The sequence below is a fragment of the Aeromonas rivipollensis genome (assembly GCF_010974825.1).
In the GTDB taxonomy this organism is placed as follows: Bacteria; Pseudomonadota; Gammaproteobacteria; order Enterobacterales; family Aeromonadaceae; genus Aeromonas; species Aeromonas rivipollensis.
Window position 1 is genome coordinate 200,928 of record NZ_JAAILA010000011.1, and the last position, 17,740, is coordinate 218,667.

General features: G+C 61.9%; 15 protein-coding genes. 5 read left to right on the top strand and 10 right to left on the bottom strand.

Going from position 1 to position 17,740, the window contains the following annotated elements; all coding sequences use genetic code 11:
- Positions 1-109: 109 nt before the first annotated feature.
- Positions 110-826, bottom strand: coding sequence for a lipoyl protein ligase domain-containing protein (locus G4923_RS08620; RefSeq protein WP_163136591.1), 717 nt, complete (start codon positions 824-826; stop codon positions 110-112).
- Between the two features lie 100 nt (positions 827-926).
- Positions 927-2,324, bottom strand: a complete 1,398-nt coding sequence (locus G4923_RS08625; protein WP_163136593.1) for a nucleobase:cation symporter-2 family protein — start codon at positions 2,322-2,324, stop codon at positions 927-929.
- A 242-nt stretch (positions 2,325-2,566) separates the two neighbouring features.
- Here G4923_RS08625 and G4923_RS08630 point away from each other — a divergent pair, with 242 nt between their 5' ends.
- Positions 2,567-3,706 carry a GGDEF domain-containing protein gene (locus tag G4923_RS08630; protein WP_111909983.1) on the top strand — a complete coding sequence of 380 codons (1,140 nt, stop codon included), beginning with the start codon at positions 2,567-2,569 and terminating at the stop codon, positions 3,704-3,706.
- 26 nt (positions 3,707-3,732) lie between these two features.
- Here G4923_RS08630 and G4923_RS08635 read toward each other — a convergent pair whose 3' ends face one another.
- The gene (locus G4923_RS08635) at positions 3,733-3,981 is read right to left on the bottom strand and encodes a DUF2498 family protein (RefSeq protein ID WP_025327828.1); all 249 of its coding nucleotides are present in this window, start codon (positions 3,979-3,981) and stop codon (positions 3,733-3,735) included.
- A 133-nt stretch (positions 3,982-4,114) separates the two neighbouring features.
- Positions 4,115-5,494: an MATE family efflux transporter gene (locus G4923_RS08640; protein ID WP_163136595.1), complete on the bottom strand. Its 1,380-nt coding sequence runs from the start codon at positions 5,492-5,494 to the stop codon at positions 4,115-4,117.
- A gap of 120 nt (positions 5,495-5,614) precedes the next feature.
- Between G4923_RS08640 and G4923_RS08645 the strand changes: the two genes are divergently transcribed.
- On the top strand, positions 5,615-6,472 hold the full coding sequence (locus tag G4923_RS08645) for a helix-turn-helix transcriptional regulator (RefSeq protein ID WP_162520036.1): 858 nt from the start codon (positions 5,615-5,617) through the stop codon (positions 6,470-6,472).
- A gap of 55 nt (positions 6,473-6,527) precedes the next feature.
- Positions 6,528-8,222, top strand: coding sequence for an NAD-dependent malic enzyme (locus G4923_RS08650; RefSeq protein ID WP_106886137.1), 1,695 nt, complete (start codon positions 6,528-6,530; stop codon positions 8,220-8,222).
- Between the two features lie 73 nt (positions 8,223-8,295).
- Here the strand turns inward: G4923_RS08650 and G4923_RS08655 are convergent, their stop codons facing one another.
- The 4 genes from G4923_RS08655 to G4923_RS08670 form a co-directional block, all read right to left on the bottom strand.
- Positions 8,296-9,369, bottom strand: a complete 1,074-nt coding sequence (locus tag G4923_RS08655; protein WP_163136597.1) for an OmpA family protein — start codon at positions 9,367-9,369, stop codon at positions 8,296-8,298.
- A gap of 243 nt (positions 9,370-9,612) precedes the next feature.
- On the bottom strand, positions 9,613-10,611 hold the full coding sequence (locus G4923_RS08660) for an OmpA family protein (RefSeq protein WP_163136599.1): 999 nt from the start codon (positions 10,609-10,611) through the stop codon (positions 9,613-9,615).
- Positions 10,612-11,037: 426 nt separating this feature from the next.
- On the bottom strand, positions 11,038-12,057 hold the full coding sequence (gene ompA / locus G4923_RS08665) for a porin OmpA (RefSeq protein ID WP_025327822.1): 1,020 nt from the start codon (positions 12,055-12,057) through the stop codon (positions 11,038-11,040).
- A gap of 308 nt (positions 12,058-12,365) precedes the next feature.
- Entirely contained in the window at positions 12,366-12,959 is a 594-nt protein-coding gene (locus tag G4923_RS08670; protein WP_163136601.1) for a hypothetical protein, read from the bottom strand.
- 258 nt (positions 12,960-13,217) lie between these two features.
- Between G4923_RS08670 and G4923_RS08675 the strand changes: the two genes are divergently transcribed.
- On the top strand, positions 13,218-13,484 hold the full coding sequence (locus G4923_RS08675; protein WP_005298604.1) for a helix-turn-helix domain-containing protein: 267 nt from the start codon (positions 13,218-13,220) through the stop codon (positions 13,482-13,484).
- A gap of 195 nt (positions 13,485-13,679) precedes the next feature.
- Positions 13,680-15,041 (top strand): sodium-dependent transporter, encoded by a 1,362-nt coding sequence (locus tag G4923_RS08680; RefSeq protein WP_163136603.1) that lies wholly within the window; start codon positions 13,680-13,682, stop codon positions 15,039-15,041.
- Between the two features lie 69 nt (positions 15,042-15,110).
- On the opposite strand, the gene G4923_RS08685 is transcribed toward G4923_RS08680, so the two are convergent.
- Positions 15,111-15,974, bottom strand: a complete 864-nt coding sequence (locus G4923_RS08685; RefSeq protein ID WP_163136605.1) for a patatin-like phospholipase family protein — start codon at positions 15,972-15,974, stop codon at positions 15,111-15,113.
- A gap of 33 nt (positions 15,975-16,007) precedes the next feature.
- Positions 16,008-17,564 (bottom strand): sensor domain-containing diguanylate cyclase, encoded by a 1,557-nt coding sequence (locus tag G4923_RS08690; protein WP_163136613.1) that lies wholly within the window; start codon positions 17,562-17,564, stop codon positions 16,008-16,010.
- Positions 17,565-17,740: the final 176 nt, after the last annotated feature.

The window sequence follows — 17,740 nt, forward strand, 5'->3', positions numbered from 1 at the left end:
TCTGTGCCCGTCCAATCAGGAAAAGCAAAGCCACGACTCGGGTCGTGGCTTTTTTGTGCGCGGCGTTATTTCCATGGACGGGCGTTTTCCCTCTCCCTCCGGGAGAGGGTCAGGGTGAGGGAGATAGCCCCTCGCTCAGCAGGCTATCCAGACGTGCTCGCACCTTGTCCACCAAGGCCTGGTCGCCACCGCGCCAGCCAATGCAGCTTGCCAGCGTGGTGGAGGTTCCTGCCATGAAACGCAGCTCCCCGCCCGCCAGCTCGTAGAAGCGGCTCGCCATCTTTGTGCCCTCGTCCACGTCGCCCCCTACCAGCAGCATGGCCTGGGCCAGCACGGCGCCCTGGTGATCCTGGCCCGGCGCCAGCCAGCGCTGGGCGGTGCCGGTGATCTTGCGACCCCCGATCACCAGATTGTACTGACCGTCGCAAAAGGATCCGGGCACGAAGTCATAGTTTCCTTCAAGGCCGTGCTCCTCCAGCAGGGCCAGCAGCGGCGCCCCCAGCAGTCGGTAGTAGTGGCCAAGATCCGTGGTGGTACGGGGCAGCAGCAGGGAGAGGTTGAGGATGCCGGCCCCGTGGGGCACTGCGGTGCCGCCGCTGTCGCGCACATGGACGGGCCAGCCTTCGCTGGCGAGCTGCTCGCAGGCCGCCTGATAGCGGGGCAGACGCATGTCCTTGCGGGTGACAATCAGGCATTGGGGCGCCTGCCAGAGGTGGGCGCGGGGCAGGCCGTCATGGGCACAGTCCCGCAGCCAGCGTTGCTCCTCGGCCAGTATCTGATCCGGGGTGTGGCTGCTGGGCAGGGGGGGAAGCAGGGTATAGGGCATCAAGGGCATCCTGGGCAGAGGCTGCCCTGCACAGTACCCGGGGCGGCAAACAAGGTAAAGCCCCGCACGGCGGGGCTTTACCTGTTTGTTGACGAGAGAGTCAGTCCTGCGCGGTGACGCGCTTGGGCAGCAGCAGGTTCATCACTATGGCGGTCAGGCCGCCGGTGGCGACGCCGTAGGAGAGCACGCTTCGGGCCAGCTCCGGCAGGTGTTGCAGCACCTCGGGCACCTGGGCGACCCCCAGCCCCATGGCGAGCGACACCGCCAGTATCATCAGGGCGCGGCGGTCGAGCTCCTCGCGGGAGATGATGCGCACCCCGGCCGCGGCTATGGTGCCGAACATGACGATGGTGGCACCGCCCAGCACGGGTTCGGGGATCTGCTGCACCAGGCTGGCGACCGCCGGGAAGAGGCCGAGCAGGGCCAGCATGGCGGCGATGAAGAGGCCGACGTGGCGGCTGGCGACCCCGGTCAGCTGGATGACGCCGTTGTTCTGGGCGAAGGTGGACATGGGGAAAGTGGAGAAGAGAGCCGCCAGCATGGAGTTGGCGCCGTCGGCCAGCACGCCCCCCTTGATCCGCGCCATGTAGACGGGTCCGTCCAGCGGCTCGCCAGAGATGTCCGAGGTGGCTGTCATGTCGCCTATGGCCTCCAGCGCCGTCACCACGAAGATGATGGCGAGCGGCACGAACAGCTGCCAGTCAAAGCCGATGCCGTAGTGAAGCGGAATGGGCACCATCACCAGGGGGCCCTCGAAGGTGGGAGGGCTGACCTTGCCCAGCAGCAGGGCGACGGCGTAGCCCGCCAGCATGGCAATCATGATGGCGGAGAGGCGCAGCCAGGGGTTGCGGCTGCGCTGCAGCAGTACGATGAGGCCGAGCACCAGCAGGGAGAGGAAGAGGTTGCTGTGGCTGGCGAAGCTGCCGTCAGAGAGGGCCGCATAACCGCCCCCCATGCTGATGAGCCCCACCTTGATCAGGGTCAGGCCGATGAGCAGCACCACTATGCCGGTCACCAGGGGGGTGATGATGCGCTTGACCAGATGGAGGAAGCGGCTCATCACCACTATGGTGAGGGCTGCCGCCAGCATGGTGCCAAACAGGGTGCCCAGGAGATCCTCGGTGGGCATGGCGGCCTGCTTGAGGGCGAGGCCGGAGGCGATGATGGGGCCGAGGAAGTTGAAGCTGGTGCCTTGCACCGAGAGCAGGCCCGAGCCAAGGGGGCCGAAGCGGCGGGTCTGGATGAAGGAGGCGATGCCGGACATGACCAGAGACATGGAGACTATGTAGCGGGTGTCGGCGGCCGGGAGGCCCAGGGCATTGGCGATGATGAGGGGCGGGGTGATGATGGCGACAAACATGGCGAGCATGTGCTGCAGGGCGGCGAACAGGGTCTGGGGCAGGGGTGGGACTTCGTCAATGCCGTAGATGAGTTCGCTGTGGGCTCGCCTGGGGGGGTGGGTCTCTGGGGTCGCGCGCACGGCGGCAGCCTGTTCCATAAATACCTCTAAGTGTGGGGAGGGGGAGAAAATTGGGCGCTATTCTAGTGGCTGAGTCTGGGCTGACCAGCGCTAATTGGAGCAATAGAGGGTTTATTTTTCGATGGGTTGAAACGTTTGCGCGCGGCAATTATGATCCGCCGGTTTGTGTGAGGCAGTTCTCGTTATAAATAGGGGACATGCTGATGCATCCAGGGAGGGACGGTGTAGAATGAGCCCTCAGTTGTAAAATGGAGACTCGGATGCTGAAGCTGTCGGAGTTCTGGAGTGCCCGTGCCCACTCCGAAGATTTCACCCTGACCCGCATGGGCTTTATGACGGTGCGTCTGCGCCTGCTCACCTGCCTGCTGATGGTGGGACTGCCCGCCTGGGCGCTGGTGGATTGGCTGACCCTGCCCGCCACCCAGTTCGACGAACTGTTTCAGGTCAGGATCTTCTGCCTGCTGGCCCTCTCTCCCCTGATCCCTCTTTCGTATCTCATCCACTTCAAGCGCGAGCGCATGAGGCTGGCGCTGGGCTACCTGATGGCCGTGATGATGCTGTTCTCCCTCATCTGTCTGCACAGCTTCGGGACGGATCAGGAGCTGCAGGCGGGCTACATGGCCTTCCCCTATCTGCTCATCAGCCTGTTTGCCATCTTCCCCATACCGCTCTCCCTCAGCCTGCAACTGGCGGGGGGCATTCTGATCACCATGCTGGCGGGCAACTGGCTGCTGGTGGGCCAGCCGCTGCTGAGCGTGCAGACCCTCAACCAGGTCTGGCTGCTGGGGCTCTTCACTGTGGCGAGTGCCTGGGTGCAGTGCGGCCAGCTCAACATGCTGCTGCAGCTCTATCGGGAGTCCACCACGGACGAGCTGACCGGCATGATGAACCGCCGCCTGCTGATGAAGCAGCTCGAGAAGGCCAGGGTCACCATGATCCGCAAGCAGGCATCCTTTGCCGTGCTGCTGCTGGATCTGGACAGATTCAAGCGCATCAATGACAGCTTCGGCCATCTGGCGGGGGATGCCGTGCTCAAGGAGGTGGCTGCGACCCTGGCGGAGCAGCTGGAGCCCGGCATGGTGCTCGGTCGCTACGGTGGCGAGGAGTTTGCCATTCTGCTGCCCAACTGCGCCGATCTGGCCCAGGCGAAACGGGTCGCCGAGCGACTGAGGGTAGCGGTGGAGGCGCGGCTGGTGAAGAGCCCGACGTCGGATGAACTGCTGGAGGTGACGGTGAGCATAGGCCTGACCCTGTCCCTGCGCGGGGAGAGCGTCGAGGAGCTGCTCAACCGGGCGGACGAGTGCCTCTACATGGCCAAGATGGCGGGGCGCAACTGCGTGGTGGGCGAGCTGGCGAAGACGCCGGGCAAGCCCGGGCCCACAAAGACGGATGCCGCCTGAGGGCGGCATCTTGTCTGGTGGCTATATCAGTTCAGCCGGTACTTGCCTGACAACTGCTGGGCCAGCAGCTTGAACATGTTGAACACCGCCATTGTCTTGCCGGTCGGCGTGCCATCCTCGGCCAGGAAGAACTCCCCCTTGAACACCAGGATCTCCCCCTTCTGCTCCACCGAATCGGCACGCATGCCGTGGATGAAGTCTTCATGGCTCTTGATGATGCCGTTGGCCATCTCCAGCAGGGCAGTCTCGGTGATCAGCTCTTTTTGTGGTTGCATGTGCGTCTCCTTAAACGACTACTGGCAGGGCGTGGTGTGCCCCGCCGCTGATTGAAGAGGCGGTTAGCATACTGCAAGGGGGGATTTTCTGTCATTGATATGACCCCGCTTTTTGCCCGGCTGCGGGCCGCCGTCACCCCATCACCAGATTCTTGAGCCAGTGACGCTGGCGGATCCTGCGCTGCACCAGCAGCACCTTGCACAGCTCCTCCAGCAGCACCACTGCCACCACCCAGGAGAGAGGCCAGCCCAGCAGGCTGACTGCCGCCCAGGCGAGCGGCAGGCCTATGCACCACATGGCGACTATGTCGATGAAGATGCTGTAGTTCACATCCCCCCCCGAGCGCAGCACCCCGACTATGCCCACCATGTTGAACACCTTGAGCAACATGCCGAGGCACATGATGGCAAGCACCTGACCCGCTTCTCCCATCAGTTCGCCCGGCAGGTTGCCGACCCACTGCAGCAGGTTGGTCTGCAGCAGCCAGACGGCTATCCCCACCAGCAGGGCGCCTATGGGGGCGAGCAGCAGGAACAGCTGGGAGTGCTGCCAGGCCGCCTCGTACTCCTCGGCCCCGAGCCGGTGGCCGAGCAGGGTGGAGCAGGCCACCGCCAGCCCGAAGAAGAGGGAGATGAGGATGCTCTCCAGGGTGCCAAGCGTGGTCATGATGGCCAGGGAATCCGTGCCGAGGTGGGCATAGAGGAAGCCGTAGAGCAGCATGCCGAAGGCCCAGAGCCCGTCGTGGAACAAGAGCGGCAGGGCGATCAGGGTGAAGCGCACCACCTCCTTGCGCCGAAAGGCGTCCCACCAGTCCTGTTTGCGCGGCACCAGACGTGGCTCCTGGCGCCACACATAGGCAAGCAGCAGCGCCGTCTGCAGCAGTCGTGAAATCGTGGTGCCCCAGGCCGATCCCGCGACCCCCATGGCCTCGAAGCCGAAGTTGCCGAAGATGAGGGCGTAGTTGAGGATGACGTTGGCGATGATGGCAATGATGCCGATCCGGGTCGGCGCCGCCGCGTTGCCCACGGAGCGCAGGGCCGCCTCCAGGGGCACGACTATGGCGGTGCAGAGGATGGTGGCACCTGTGATCATCAAAAACTCGTCGGCCAGCAGGCGCAGCGCGGGATCCTGGCTGGCAAAGCCGAGCACGCTGCCCGGCGAGAGCACATAGATGAGGGCAAACGGCAGGCTCACCAGCAGGGCACCCACCAGGGCCAGCGCCAGGGAGCGGCGCACCCCGGCCAGCTCGCCCCGGCCATAGTATTGGGCCGCCAACACCGAGACCCCGCCAGAGAGCCCCGCTATCACCAGCAGATTGAAGAAGAAGACCCGGTTACCCAAGCCGACCGCCGCCACAGCCGTGGTGCCAAGCTGGCTCACCATCATGATATCGATGAGACCGAGCAGGGAGAACATCATGGATTGCAGCGACACCGGCAGGGCCAGTCGCCACAGTCGGGTCATGAACTCACGATCGGTGGTTTGTTTTAAAATCGCTTGCCAATAATTCATTTATGTTAACCGGGTATGTGAAAAGCAAGGTTTGTCATGGGTATGATAGGGGCTGATACGAGAGGCTTCACTGTGAGCATCTCTCGGCTTTCTTGTTCAAAACTATCATGTTGAGGCGTTATGGCATTTGTCAGCGAGTGTCTTGAGATAGCTCCCGGCTGCGAGGAGCGAATGCTGGGGCGCGAAGGCTTGCCCCTGCTGGGGGAGGCGGGCATCTTCCTGACCGGCCTCTCCCGCTTGCGGGATCACTACCTCATTCGCCGCAACAGACCCGAATTTCACATCCTGATGGTGAGCCACGACGAGGGAGGGGCCCTGCTGACGGAGCAGGGGGAGCAGCCCATCCCCGCGGGTTCGCTCATCTTTCTGCCGGCGGCCGTGCCGGGGGGGCTCAGGCTCATCGGCGAGCGCTGGCAGATCAGCTGGATCCTGCTGGACGACGTGCCGCGCTGGCAGCATCTGCACCGGCTCGGCCACCGCATCTGGCAGGGGGAGGAGGGGGAGCAGCTCTACCATCTGCTCAGCTTGATGCAGGGGGAAGGAGTGCGATCTCCCTTGCAGCCCCAGCTGCTCAGTCTGTTGCTGGCCCTGCTGGACAGAACCCTGCAAGGGGAGGTGCGTGGCACCCCAGAGCTCAGGCTGCAGGCGCTGTTTCGCCGGGTGGAGGCGCGCCTCGATGAGCCCTGGAGCGTGGCCCTGCTCGCCAGCCAGATGGCCTGCTCTGTGCCCCATCTGCATCGGCTCTGCCAGCAGGTGTTCGGCATGGGGCCCATGGCCTGGCTGACGGGGCTTCGAATGAACAAGGCGCGCCAGTTGCTGCTCTATACCAACTGGCCCCTCGGCGAGCTGGCGGCCCGGGTCGGTTACAGTGACGGCGCCAACTTTGCGAACCGTTTTCGCCGCCTCACTGGTCAGACCCCCGGCGCCTTTCGTCGCCTGGGTCGCAAACCTGTTGCCACTGATGTGCAAACCCTTTGAAATTGTTGGCCCAAGCCCATAGGATCGGCGGGCCACACAGTCAAGGTACAGATCCATGTTTGAAGATAATAATCAGAAACGTCCCCTCTACATTCCCTACGCCGGCCCGGCCCTGCTGGAGACCCCGCTGCTCAACAAGGGCAGTGCCTTCACCAGCGAGGAGCGCAGCAGCTTCAATCTGGAAGGCCTGCTGCCCCAGAACATAGAGACCATAGAAGAGCAGGTGGAACGCGCCTATCGCCAGTTCATGGCGTTTGGCAACGACATGGACAAGCACATCTATCTGCGCAACATCCAGGACACCAACGAAACCCTGTTCTATCGCCTGCTGACCAACCACCTGACCGAGATGCTGCCGGTCATCTACACCCCGACCGTGGGCAAGGCGTGCGAGGAGTTCTCCAACATCTACCGCCGTGCCCGTGGGCTCTTCATCTCCTATCCGGACAAGGACAGGATCGATGACATGCTACAAAACGCCACCAAGCAGAACGTCAAGGTGATAGTGGTCACCGACGGCGAGCGGATCCTGGGACTGGGGGATCAGGGCATAGGCGGCATGGGCATTCCCATCGGCAAGCTCTCCCTCTACACCGCCTGCGGTGGCATCTCCCCCGCCTACTGCCTGCCGGTGGTGCTGGACGTGGGCACCAACAACCAGCAACTGCTCAACGATCCCTTCTACATGGGCTGGCGCCACCCGCGCATCTCCGGGGAGGAGTACGACGAGTTCGTCGATGCCTTCATCCAGGCGGTCAAGCGTCGCTGGCCCGAGATCCTGCTGCAGTTCGAAGACTTCGCCCAGGGCAATGCCACCCCGCTGCTCAACCGCTACAAGGACGAGCTGTGCTGCTTCAACGATGACATTCAGGGGACAGCAGCCGTCACCCTGGGCAGCCTGATCGCCGCCTGCAAGGCCTCGGGCGCCAAGCTCTCCGAGAAGCGGGTCGCCTTCCTCGGTGCGGGCAGCGCCGGTTGCGGCATCGCCGAGCAGATAGTGGCGCAGATGAAGGCCGAAGGACTGAATGATGCGGAAGCTCGCGGCCGGGTCTTCATGGTGGACAGGTTCGGCCTCATCACCGACAAGATCCCCAACCAGCTCGACTTCCAGCGCAAACTCTCCCAGCCGCTGGAGCGGATCAAGGAGTGGCCGGTGGGGGACAACATCTCCCTGCTGGAGGTGATGGAGCACGGTCGTCCCGACATCCTGATCGGGGTCTCGGGCCAGCCCGGCCTCTTCACCGAAGAGGTGGTCAAGACGATGCACAAGCATTGCAGCCGCCCCATCATATTCCCGCTCTCCAACCCCACCTCCCGGGTGGAGGCGACGCCGGCGGATCTCATCCGCTGGACCGACGGCCAGGTGCTGGTGGCCACCGGCAGCCCGTTCGCGCCAGTGGAGTACAAGGGCAAGCGCTACGTCATCGCCCAGTGCAACAACTCCTTCATCTTCCCGGGGATAGGTCTTGGTGTCATCGCCTCGGGCGCCACCCGGGTGACCGACGCCATGCTGATGTCCGCCAGCCGGGCGCTGGCGGAGTGCTCCCCCCTGGTGAAGGGAGAAGAGGGCTCCTTGCTGCCGGATCTGGCGGATATTCATCGGGTGTCCCGCTACATCGCCAAGATGGTGGCCAAGACCGCCATGCTGCAGGGCAAGGCAGTGCAGACCCCCGATGATGTGATAGACCAGGCCATAGAGGCGAACTTCTGGCGGCCGGAATACCGCCGCTATCGTCGCACTTCGTTCTGAGCGAAGAGGCCGCAAAAGCAGAAGGGATGCGTAAGCATCCCTTTTTTTGTGCACGGCAGAGGCGGATGAGGGGTTATTGTGCCGGTTGCTCGGCAGCGGGTTCGGCCGCGGGCTCGGTGGCCGCTGGTGCGGCGGCCTGCACGCCGGTCACCCGGATCTCGACCCGGCGATCCGGGGCCAGGCAGTCGATGAGGGCGGCTCTCGCCTTGACATCATCGCACTGGGTGCCGGTGACCGGATTGCTCTCGCCATTGCCCTGGATACTCACCTTGTCGGCGGGCAGGCCCTTGCCGATCAGGAAGTTGGCGACCGTGCTGGCGCGGGCCTCGGACAGCGCCAGGTTGTTGGCATCCGAGCCGATGCGGTCGGTATAGCCCATCACCAGGGCGTTGCCATCCTTGGGCTTGACGTCGACTATCTGCTGGTAGAGGTCGTCCAGGGCGGCCATGCCTTCCGGCTTGAGCTCGGCCTTGCCAAAGGCAAACAGCACGTCCGAACTCAGGTTGAAGGTCTGATCCACCGGCTCGGGCGGCGGCGGGGTCACCACCAGGGGGGCGGCCACCGGCACGGCGGCCACGGTGCGGTTGGGGTGCAGCACCAGCTCTATGGTGGCGGTGCTGATGTCGCTGACCCAGCGCTGGGTGCCGCTGCCCAGCTTGTCGTTGTCAGGATCGTCCCCGACCCGCACCAGATAGCGGTAGCGCGCCTGGATGTCGACCCAGTCGGTGAGCCTGGCGGTCAGCCCCAGACCCGCCAGGGGGGCCAGGTTGTCATCGCCGCCGTTGACGGAGTCGACGTGGTAGAGATAGCCGCCACCTTCGGCGAACACCGAGAAGATGTCGCCAAGGGGCAGTCTGCCTATCACCGACAGGGTGGCACCCTGACTGTTGAAGTCGTTGCCGGCGATGTCCCAGTCACCGGTTGACAGATAGCCGAGTTCGGCGCCCAGGTTCTCGGTGAAGTTGTAGCCGACAAAGGCGTCGATGGCGGTGGCGTCCTTGTCGACATCCTGACTGAAATCATTGATGTCGTGGGCAATGGCCCAGCCTCCCCCAGCCCCTATATACCAGTCGTGAACAGGCGCCGCCTGGGCGGCACTCGCCGCCAATGCCAATGCAATCCACACGGGTTTCAGTCTTATGTTCATCGCGTATCCTCGTCGATGTTGGGTGTTATAGGGCTCCCAGCCCTTTGCTATGTATAGCCACCATTATGTATAGGCGATATGAGAGGTTTAACCACTTAAGTGGCGCATCTATATGGAGAATTTGTGAGGAAGCAGGCAAGTGTGGCGCCTTGGACACCGCCTTGGGCTGGCGGGGAGGACAACAAAAAAAGGGGCCGTACGGCCCCTTTTTTTCAGGTGCGGATTGACCGCATTCAGCTGAACTTACTGTTTGACTTCCTGCACGCCGGTGACGCGCACTTCGACGCGACGATCCGGCGCCAGGCAGGCGATCAGCTCGTTCTTGCCATTGACGCCGTCACACTGGGTGCCGGTGACCGGATTGGCTTCGCCATGGCCTTCGATGGCGACCTTGCCTGCCGGCAGACCCTTGCCGACCAGGAAGTCGGCCACGGTGCGGGCACGGGCTTCGGACAGCTTCTGGTTGTAGGCGTCAGAACCGATGCGGTCGGTATAACCTACCACCACGGCGCTGCCATCTTTCGGCTGAACGTCAACAATCTGCTGATACAGGGTGTTGAGGGCTGCAGTACCTTCCGGCTTCAGGGTGGATTTGCCGAAGGCAAACAGCACGTCAGAGCTCAGGGAGAAGTTCTTGTCGACCATGACAGGCTCGGGCTCGGCGACCACGGGGGCGACCACAGGTGCCACATAGGAGGTGCGGTTCGGGTGCATCACCAGTTCCAGGGTCGCGACGCTCATGTCGGTTTTCCAGGTCTTCTGCTCGTCACCCAGATCCCAGATGTAGCGGTAGCGGGCCTGCAGATCGATGAGGTCGGAGACCTTGGCGGTCAGACCCAGACCGGCCAGCGGCGAGGTACCGTTGTCGCTCTCGCCATTGCCGTTGACATGGTTGAAGTAGGCACCGCCTTCGGCGAACACGGAGAAGATGTCACCCAGCGGCAGACGGGCAAGACCGGACAGGGTCGCGCCTTGGGTCTTGAAGTCGACGCCATCGACGCCACCCTTGCCGGCGTAGAGGTAGCCGAGCTCGGCCGCGTAGTAATCATTGAAGTTGTAACCGCCGAACAGGGAGATCGCGGTGGCGTCCTTGTCAGCATCCAGACCGAAGGAGTCCAGGTCATGGCCATAAGCCCAACCTGCACCCATACCTGTGTACCAGTCATCGGCCGCTTGGGCGGTGGAGGTTCCCATGGCTGCAATAGCCAGAGCAATCAGGGTTGGAGCCATTTTCATTTTCATCATTTTATCCTCGTTGAGTTGCCGTGCTATGGGCGTACTGCGCACTCTTTGTTATACCGATCGCAGATGACACTTCATGTTGTCATGTTGCGATTCCGTGACCTGGTCACGGACGGCTTGAATAAAAAATGGATGGTAACCTGGATTCTCATGAAGCTGTTTCTCCATGGACAACTAACCGGGCAATGGGCACTTTTAATAGTTCATCCAATGTCTTACAAGCGCAGCTACTGTATTCTTTTGAATCGGCTTGATCAAGTTTCTGCACAGATATGCAGCTACTATGGTGGCGCGACGGGGGGGCGGGGCCTGAGCAGATAGGGGGGCAGGTACAGCGTGATGAGACAGAGGGTGACGTTTGAGGCGACAGACATGCAAAAGGGGATGCCGTGGCATCCCCTTTTTGCGTTATCTGAGCGAATCAGATTACTGCTGAACTTCCTGTACGCCGGATACGCGCACTTCTACGCGACGGTCCGGGGCCAGGCAGGAGATCAGCTGAGCCTTGGCGGTTACGCCGTTGCACTTGGTGCCGGTAACCGGGTTGGCTTCGCCACGACCTTCGATGGCAACCTTGCTGGCAGCCATACCCTTGCTGACCAGGAAGTTGGCAACGGTGCGGGCACGGGCTTCAGACAGCTTCTGGTTGTAAGCGTCGGAACCGATACGGTCGGTGTAACCAACAACAACGGCATTACCGTCTTTCGGCTGGAACTCAACGATCTGCTGGTACAGGGCGTTCAGGGCTTCCACGCCTTCGGCCTTCAGGCTGTCTTTGCCAAAAGCAAACAGCACGTCAGAGTTCAGGGCGAAGTTCTTCTCAACGATCTGCGGAGCAGGAGCCGGAGCTTCTTCAACAACAGGAGCCGGAGCCGGTGCTACGTAGGAAGTACGGAACGGGTGGTAAACGGCTTCCAGGGTCGCAACGCTCTGGTTGGACTTGTAGCGTACGTTGTCGGCGTGCAGGTCAGCCACGTCCCACATGTAGCGGTAACGAGCTTGCAGATCCAGCGCGTCGTTGACCTTGTAGGTCACACCGGCACCGGCCAGCGGGGATACCTTGGTATCGCTGGTGCCCATACCGTCGGTGTGGCCCCAGTAGGCGCCAGCTTCACCGAACAGGGAGAAGTCGTTGCCCAGCGGCAGACGAGCGATACCGGACAGGGTGGCACCCTGGCTCTCGTAGCGGTTGCCATCGGTGTTACCACGGCCGGTGTACTGGTAGCCCAGCTCGGAACCGAAGTACTCGTTGAAGTTGTAACCGACGAAGGCATTGGCAGCAGCCGCGTCTTCTTCACCAGCGTTCACGCCTTCGATCTTGTTCAGACCGTTGAAGTGAGTTGCACCGACACCGGCACCGAAGTAGATATCATCAGCGGCGTGTGCAGCAGTTGCACCCATGGCAGCCATGGCGATGGCGATCAGGGAAGGAGCCATTTTCATCATAAAATTAATCCTCGTTGAGATGGCACGTTGTTCACGTGCTTCGCACTTTGTAATTTATGTAAGCTGCTGGCTCTGCCGGGCAACAAGGGTTGCGCCGAGCAGGGATCCTAGATCCATCCAGGAGGCACGTTATCTGGGTGCACAAGTGAGCGAGTTGCACTATCGAGAGCGCATACTTCGCCACGAACAGCCGATGTCATTCCGATGACGTGGCGCACTTTATGCTCATTTCAAAACATGATCAAGCTCACAGATAATCTGTGGGGCAGATTGTGTCGTATGGATAACTGGCTGTTTATCTGGATTTATTAGTGATCCAAGTAGGCGCGATGCAGCTTTCGCTCAAGCTTCATATAGGCCTCAACCCAAGCGTGCTGCGGGGTCGCGATGGCGTCCCTGGCCGCAAAAACCGCGAGATAGTCGGCCTCGGTTGCTTCGCACAGCAAGGGTGTGAAGCCGAGTAAAAAATGACGGGCGAGATAGGGGTCCAGGGGCCAGATATTGAGGATGGCCCTGGCCACCGGCTGAATCGCGGCTGAACAGATGAAATGTTGATGGCCGGCTTCCAGCCACTGGGCCATCTCCTGCAGGCCCTGCTCGGGCACCAGTCCCCCATCCCCTTTCGCCGTCGCCAGCGTCATGTGGTTACCATTGCCAAGCAACAGGCTGCCATCTTGCTGCAGGACGCCGTCGTGGCTGCGCAGGGGCAGCGGGGAGGCTTGCTCGAGATAGAGGCTGCACTTGTCCGGGAGGGAAGCCAGTACGGATGCGGCCTCGCTCTGCATGGCGGCGGGCAGCCAGAGTGCCTCGGCCCGGGTTTGCTGACTCTGACGGAGCTGACGGGGGAGTGAATTTGGGTCTGAATCCGGGTGAAGTCGGGAGATGATGCCGGGAAATGCCATGCTGAATACTCTTTAAGGGATAACCGGCGAATTATACGAGTTATGGCCGTGGCAACAATAAAGGTTTCTCTTCGAGACTGTTTACCTGAAGCGACTCTGCGATTACCATCCCCGAGGTTTGTTAGGGTTGTCGTCGAAAGACGCTTATTAAAGATAGAGGCTCGACCATAACGAGTCCGTTCAAAACTGATACACTTGACTACGAGTCGTCGCGAAAAATAAAGGTGGAGTGAATCCGCCGAACGGAGTATGGAACACATGAATTCAAATATCGTAACTGTTGGCAAGAAGATCCGTCAGATCCGCGAAGCGGTTGGCCTGAGCCGTCCCAAGTTTGCCGATCTGCTGGGCGTCCCCCCGACTACCCTGAAGAACTATGAACTGGGTTACCGTGAAGTTGGAGGCGCCTTCCTGGTCGCCCTGGCTCATCACCCGGAACTGCACAAGTTCACCCTCTGGCTGCTGGCCGACAAGAAAGTCGCCGAAATCGGTCAGATCGGTCCGGACGATATTGCCAAGGCTTGATTGCCTGAGCCTTGATAAAAATGCCGCCCGCGAGGCGGCATTTTTTATTTGTCAAAACAGGCATTTATTTAATTAAAGAGTGCGTTGTGTGCTTCATGTGGCGATTTCAACTAAATCACCTTGGCAAGCTGGATTAATCCCCGGAAAATTCCGACCCTTTAATTTCAGGCCCCTGATCCACAAAGCGAGACACGCATGAGCAATACCCTTCCCAAAGCCAGAGATGGTTTTACCAGCACCTTCGGCGTGCTTGCCGCGACCCTGGGCTCGGCGGTAGGCCTGGGCAACATCTGGAAATTTCCCTATCTGACCGGGGAAAACGGGGGCGCCGGTTTTCTGCTGGTCTATGTCATCGCCACCCTGCTGGTGGGGCTGCCGGTGATGATCTCGGAGATCATGCTGGGGCGTCAGGCAAAATCCGATGCAGTGAGCGGGCTCATAAAGCTGGCGCCCAAGGGGCAACCCTGGTGGCTGATCGCGGCCATGGGGGTGACGGCGGCCTTCCTCATCATGTCGTTTTACTCCGAAGTGGCGGCCTGGGTGTTTGCCTACATCTTCAAGGCGGCCAGCGGCGAGATCCTCTCGACTGATCCCGCCGTCACGGGCGCGGCCTTCAATTCGCTCATCACGGATCCCTTGCAGAGCCTGTTGTGGCAGTGGCTGGTGCTGGCCCTGATGGGAGGCATATTGCTGATGGGGGTGTCGAAGGGAATAGAGGCCGTCACCAAGCGGCTGATGCCGGTGCTCTTCATCCTGCTGCTGGTGATCGGGGTGCGCAGTCTGACTCTGCCCGGGGCGAGCGAGGGGCTGCGTTTCCTGTTCTCCCCTGATTTTTCCAAGGTCACCGCCGGCGTGGTGCTGACGGCCATGGGGCTGGCCTTCTTCAAGCTCTCCATCGGCATGGGCTGCATGATGACCTATGGCAGCTACTTTCGGGACGATCAGCACATACCGCTCACCACTGTCCGGGTGATGTGCGCCGACCTCTTCGTCTCCATGCTGGCGGGGATCGCCATCTTCCCGGCGGTGTTTGCCTTCGGCTTCGAGCCGACCGCCGGTCCCTCCCTGCTGTTCATCACCATTCCGGCGGTGTTTGCCAGCATACCGTTCGGTCACCTCTTCATGGTGCTCTTCTTCGTGCTCTCCGCCATAGCGGCGACGGGGGCCATGCTCTCCATTCTGGAAGTGCCGGTCTCGGTGCTCTCCGAGCGTTTCCACATGAGCCGAAGAAGGGCGACCCTGATCAACTTGCTGGTGCTGGGGGCGGTCGGATCGACCTGTGCGCTCTCCAACAGCACGCTGGCGGACGTGCAGATAGCCGGCAAGACCTTCTTCGATCTGTTCGACTTCGTCTCTTCCAATGTGTTGATGCCCCTTGGCGGTATCTTCCTTTGCCTGTTCGTGGGCTGGGTCTGGGGCTTCGAGCGGATGAAGACGGCGCTGACCAATGGGGGCGAGCTGGAGCTGGCCATCCTCAAGCCCCTGTTCTTCATTATCCGCTACGTGTCGCCGCCGCTCATCCTGATCGTCATGCTTAAGGGACTGGGGCTGTTCTGACCCCGGGGTCAGAACAGCAAAAGAGCGCCTGATGGCGCTCTTTATCATTGGCGTGTCCCGATGGCGCCGTCAGAGTAGGCCGAGTCGGGAGAGCTCCTCCTTGAGCTGGTCCAGGTTGCGCTCGACGCAAGCCTCCCCCTCGTTGATGGCATCGCTGGCGCGGTGGAAGTCCATGATGGAGAGGCTGCCAAGGCGCGGACAGAGCTGGATCTCGGGGGGATCCCCGGCCATGCGGGCACGGGTGATCCGCTCCTGCATTATGTTGATGGAGCCCGTCATCACCCCCCACATGCCGGGGGTGCTGGGTTCTCCCCGGCCGAGCCACTGGCTGAAGATCCCTCCCGGGGCGGGCTCGTCCGGCTCGTCTGTCCAGGGCTGATGCAGGTCAGTGTTGAGGTTGACGGCGATCACCACCTCGGCCCCCATGGCCCGGGCCAGGGAGATGGGGACCGGGTTGACCACGGCGCCATCCACCAGCCAGCGATCATCAACCCGGGTCGGGGTCAGAATGCCGGGCATGCCGCAGGAGGCGCGCACGCACTGGCGCAGGGGCCCCTCTTGCAGCCAGATCTCGCGGCCGGTATCGAGCTCGGTGGCGACGCAGGCGAAGGGCAGCGGCAGGCTCTCGATGGCGGGATCGCCGAGGTGGTTGGCGGCGATGCCAAACACCTTGTCACCGCGGAACAGGCCGCCGGAGAGGGCGGGATCGAGCAACCCCATCACCTGCAAGCGGCTGAAGCCGCGCACCCAGGACTCCAGTTTGTCCAGCTCGCCGGCGGCATAGGCGGCACCGACGAAACTGCCGATGGAGCAGCCGGCCACCAGATCCGGTTTGACACCGAGGCGCTCCAGCGCCCGTATGATGCCGATGTGCGCCCATCCGCGGGCGGCGCCGCTGCCAAGGGCCAGGCCCAGGCGGGGTTTTCGTGCCACAGTGCGTCTCCTGTTGTGAGTTGGGGTTCCAGCTTACTCCTGCTTCTCCTGTGCGTCACCCTGCCAGCCTTCGCTGCGATTGCGGCCATTGGCCTTGGCCTGATAGAGGGCAATATCGGCACGGCGAATGACTTCCTGCAGGCGAACGTCTGGGCCCTGGCGGCAATGGCCCAGGCTGACGGTCACCCTCAGTTCGGGGGCTATCTCGGTCCAGTCGTGTTCCGCAATGCGCAGCCGCAGTTGTTCGGCAAGCTGAGCCAGGGGGAGATCCTTGCCTGTGACCAGCAGCAGAAACTCCTCGCCGCCCCAGCGGATCAGGGTGCAGCCCAGGTCCTGCAGAGGCTGGCAGAGCTGAACCAGACGGATCAGCACCTGATCCCCCACCCCGTGACCGAAGCGATCATTGACCAGCTTGAAGTGATCGCAGTCGAACATGATGGCGCCTATGTGGCGGCTGCCTGCCAGTATGTGGCGGCGCTCGAAGGCATCGAAGTGGTGGCGGTTGAAGGCGCCGGTCAGCGCGTCATGGCTGGAGAGGTAGTTCAACCGACGATTGAGACGGCGGGATCGCAGGCTGGAGAAGATGGCCACCACCAGACAGAGCAGGGTGAGCAGCGCCGTTGCCGATTGCCACAGCAGCATCTCGAGCAGGGGCAGCAGCGCGATGCGGTGGATCAGGATGAGCGGCGTGTCCGGGACGGGATGGACGAGCTGGAAGGCGCCCTGCTGCCAGTGATAATCCGCCCGTGATGCCTCCTGTTTCAGGGGCGGCGCCGTGCCGGATTGGCTGCTGGCCAGGATCTGCCGGTGCTGATTGACCAGAAACAGGGTGCCGCTCTGGGGGGAGAGTCGGCGCAGGGTCTGCTCCAGGGTCGCTATCTCTATGTCGATGCTGAGCAGGCCTATGATCTGCCCGACCTGGGTGATGGGCTGGGACAGGGTGATCATCTGCCCTTTGCCGGCAAAATCCTGATAGGGGCGCGACAACGTGGCGTGCTCGGCGGGCGGGTGGCGGGTCAGTGCCTCCTGCCAGTAAGACTTGTGGTAGATGCCGGGGTCGAAACGAAATTGGTTGGAGGGCACCCAGGGGTAGAGATAGATGAAGTTGTCGGTGCTGGTGAAATAGATCCAGGCCACGGCCTTGTCCAGCAGCTTGCTGGCGGTCGCGAGCAGGGGAGAGAGGCTGAGCGCCAGGTGTATTCGGGCCTCCCGTTCGCTGCCCGGGGCGGGCAAGGGGCCCAGCCCGGTCAGGTTGCCGATGAGGGCGGGGGGCAGATCGACGGGGATGCGATCCAGGCTGAGGTTGCCGCTCGAATCGGCTTGCAGCGCCGGATAAAGCTGGCGAGAGAGGGCCGACTGGGGGTTGCTGCGCAGCCGCTCTTCGGCCTGGCCGCGCATGGCCTCGAGAAAGGCCTCCATTCTCTGGTGCTGGCTGCTGAGCTGGGCCGCGGCATTGATGACGTCACGCCTGTTCAGCTCGGTGATCTGGCGCAAGGCGTGCTGCAGGGCGAGCAGCAGCAACAGCATGCTCAGTCCCAGCAGCAGCCACTGCAACCGATATTTGGCAAAGGCATGGGGCAATGTGGGCATGGGGCACCGGGAAGATGACGGGAGCGGCACATCAGTGTAAGGCAGAAAAAAAGCGCAGTCTCAACTGGATGTGATTTTGATGATCTATCCCCCGGGCTGTTACGTTTTGTCACATTTATACATAGTCACGGCATAGTCAGGGGGTAACATGATGCCATCATTGATGAAGTTCCCTC